Origin of the sequence: Clavibacter sp. MX14-G9D, assembly GCF_032917815.1 — a bacterium.
GTDB classification, from domain to species: domain Bacteria; phylum Actinomycetota; class Actinomycetes; order Actinomycetales; family Microbacteriaceae; genus Clavibacter; species Clavibacter michiganensis_K.
On the sequence record NZ_JAVCVL010000254.1, the window covers coordinates 1 to 3,491 of the forward strand.

Consider the following 3,491-nt stretch of genomic DNA (forward strand, 5'->3'; position numbering starts at 1 on the left):
CGTCCGCGACGGCCGCGGCGGCGGCCCGCACCCGCGCCTCGCGGGGGCCGAGCGGCGGGAGCGGCCACGCGATGCGCGCCGACCCGGGCTCGAGCGGGTTCTCCGCCAGCTCCGGTGACTCCGGGAGCGCGTCGGGCGCGATGAGCCCGACCTCCTGGATCTCGCGGAGGAAGGCGCCGGGAGACCGGGGCTTCTGCTGGGTGGACCAGAACGAGCCGGTGAGGAGGAGGTCGGACCGCGTGCGCGTGATCGCCACGTACGCGAGACGCCGCTGCTCGGCCGCGTTCCGCTCCTCGAGCTCCTCGCCGAAGGCCTCCATCGCCTCGGCGAACTCCTTCTGCGTCTCCACGCCGCGCCAGGCGAGCGAGGGCAGCTCGGCCGAGTCGCCGCGGAACTCGAACGGCAGCGCGCCGAACGCGACCCATCCCCTCTTCTCCCGCAGCGTGCCCGGGAGCTCGCCCTCGACCATGCGGGGCACCGCGACGACGTCCCACTCGAGGCCCTTGGAGCCGTGGATGGTGAGGATCTGCACCGTCCCGGGCTCGGGCTCCTCCGTCCGGGGCGCGAGGTTGTCGCGTCGCTCCGCCTCCGCCAGCCAGGCGAGGAACGGGCCGAGCGTGCCCGCGGAGTCGCCCTGGAGGTAGCCGGCCACCTGCTCGGTGAAGGCCTCGAGGCTCGCCCGGCCGAGCGGGTCCGTCTCGTTGGCGGCGACCTCGATGTCGAGCAGCAGCTCCTGCTGGACCACGGTGACGAGGTCGACCAGGTCGAGTCCGACGCGCGAGCGGAGCACCTGCAGCTGGCGGCCGGCGGCGCGCAGGCGCCTGAGGCCCTCCGGGCTGAGGCCCTCGAGCGCGCGGTGGCCCTCGGGCGCGCCGACCACGAAGTCGAGCGCGTCGACGACGGATCCGACCTCGTCCGGCACGACCGAGGCGCGGAGGCCCTGGCGCACCCCGTCCTCGAGGGGCCGCTGCGCGTGGTCGCGCGCCATGAGCCAGGACGCGATGCGGGAGAGCGCGTGGACGTCCTTCGTCCCGATGCGCCAGCGGGCGCCCGTGAGGAGGCGCACGAGCTCGCTGCCCGCGGTGGGGTCGTGCAGCACGCGGAGCACGCAGACGAGGTCGACGACGGCGGGCTGGTCGAGCAGGCCGCCGAGCCCCAGGACGCGGAAGGGGACGCCGCGGTCCGCGAGCGCGGTGGTGAAGGGCTCGACGCCCTTCAGGGACCGGCAGAGCATCGCGGCGGAGCGGGGGCGGCCGTCCGATCCCGGCTGCCGCAGCCGGTCCGCGAACCACGCGGCGACGCTCGCCGCCTCGTCGGACACGGTCTCCTCGTACGCGAAGTCGAGGCGCCCGTCCCCCGCGTCGGGCCGGGGCTCGAGGCGCGCGACGGGGATGCGGGAGGCCGCGGTGAGCGGCTCGACGATGCGGTTCGCCGCGCCGAGGACCGCGCCCGGGTTCCGCCAGCTGGTGGAGAGCGCGTAGACCGGCACGTCGGCCGCCGCGACGCCCTCGGGCGCGAAGTCGGCGCCGAAGCGGGCGAGGTTCGCCGCGCTCGCGCCGCGCCACCCGTAGATGGACTGGTGCGGGTCCCCCACCGCCATCACCGGCGTGCCGCCGAACAGCGTGGAGAGGAGCCGGGTCTGGACGACGGAGGTGTCCTGGTACTCGTCGAGCAGCACCACGCGGAACCGCGCCCGGTGCTCCTGGACGACCTGCGGCACCCGCTCGCAGATGGCGAGCGCGAACGCCACCTGGTCGCTGTACTCCACGAGCCCGCGGCGGGTCTTCTCCTCCTGGAACGCGATGGCGAGGTCGACGAGCGGCGGCAGCGCGCCGACCGCGGCGACGGCCTCGGCAGCCGGCGCCCTGCGGATCCGCGCGGAGCCGAACGGCAGCTCCTCGAGGCCGACGAACGACCGCGCGAGCCGCACGACCTCCGCCGGGTCCGCCACGTTCTCGCTCATGGCCCGGCTGAGGGAGATGACGGCCTGGGTGATGGGATCCACGCCCCGCCCGAGCTCCAGGAGCCGCGGGTCCGTGCTCTCGACCACGAGGCGGCGCGCCAGCTGCCAGGCCGACGCCTCCGTGAGCACGACCGACTCCGCCTCACGGCCGATGAGGGTCGCGCTGTCGCGGAAGATGCCGTTCGCGAAGGCGTTGTAGGTCTGCACGGTGGGCGTCGCGAAGGCGTCCGCCGGGGCGGCGGCGAGCCCCGCCTGCTGCAGCTGCTCGATGCGGGCGCGGATGCGCACCCCGAGCTCCCCCGCGGCCTTCCGCGTGAAGGTGAGCCCGAGGATCTCCTCGACCCCGATGTGACCGTTCGCGAGGAGCCAGACGACCCGGCTCGCCATGGTCTCGGTCTTCCCGCTGCCGGCGCCCGCGACGACGAGCCCGGGCTCGAGCGGCGACTCGATGACGCGCCGCTGCTGCTCGGTGGGGCTCGGCAGGCCGAGCGTCTCCGCGATCGCGTGGGCGCTCACCGGTCGACGCGCGAGGTCCCCGCGGGCGTCCGCGAGGCCGTCCGCGCCCGCTCCGACCACGCCGCTCGCGTCGTTCCCGCCGCTCATGCCGACACCGCCCGCACGAGGTGGATGCGGTACCGCCGGGCCGACCCCGGATCCCGCTCCCCCAGGTCCGGCGTCCCCTCGAAGGACGCCCCCGCCATGCCCTCGGCCGCGTGGACGATGCGCTCCCGGAACCCGTCGAGCTCCTCGCGGGTCAGCGGCTCCTGCGGCAGCTCGCGGTAGGGCAGGCCGCGGACGCCGCCCGAGACGTAGAGGAGCTTGGCGCCGCCGGAGGGCGCGTCCGCGGGCACCTGCTCGAGCGAGCGCTCGACGAAGGCGAGCTGGTAGGAGCCGAGCTGCGCGTGCGCGGGGATCTCGGCCCGCGACGGGTGGTGCCGGCCGGTCTTGAGGTCGACGATGACCACCCGTCCCTCCTTCGTGAGCTCGATCCGGTCGATCATGCCGCGGAGGCGGGCGACGCCCACCTCCAGCTCGAACGACCCCTCGGCCGCGAGCATCCGCCCGCCGTCGGCCGCGAAGTCGCGGAGGTAGCCGCTGACGCCCGCGATGAGCTCGCCGGCGTGGCGCCGCTCGCGCTCGCCCACCCACGGCGACTCGAAGGGCAGCTCCCCCCAGCGCTCGTCGAGCCGGACCTCGAGGGCCGCGGGGCGGAGGTCGGCGTCCGGGTCGAGGCTCGCCTCCTCCATGACGGCGTGCACGATGGTGCCGATGCCCATGGCGGTGCTGGTCGACCCGCCGGACGCCTGGTCGACGAACCAGTTCAGCGGGGACCGCTCGAACGCCTCCAGGCGCGACGGGGACACGGGGACGCGCGCCTCGGGATCGGAGAGGTCGACGACCGGCTCCGTGGTGGACGGGGCGCGCAGGCCGTACCACTCGGCCGGATCCGCCCCGGTCGCCCCCTCGGCGGCGAGGCGCGCGAGGGCCGACGCGGCGGCGAGGCCCCGCTCCCGCGTGGCGTCGGCCG

At 75.9% G+C, this 3,491-nt stretch carries 2 protein-coding genes; both read right to left on the reverse strand.

All coding sequences use genetic code 11. The annotated features are described in order from the left end of the window. On the reverse strand, nt 1-2,566 hold a 2,566-nt coding region (locus tag Q6969_RS14175), incomplete at its 3' end, for an ATP-dependent helicase (protein WP_317231017.1). Next, a partial coding sequence (locus Q6969_RS14180; protein WP_317231018.1) for a PD-(D/E)XK nuclease family protein occupies nt 2,563-3,491 on the reverse strand: 929 nt, incomplete at its 5' end. The genes Q6969_RS14180 and Q6969_RS14175, both read right to left, overlap by 4 nt.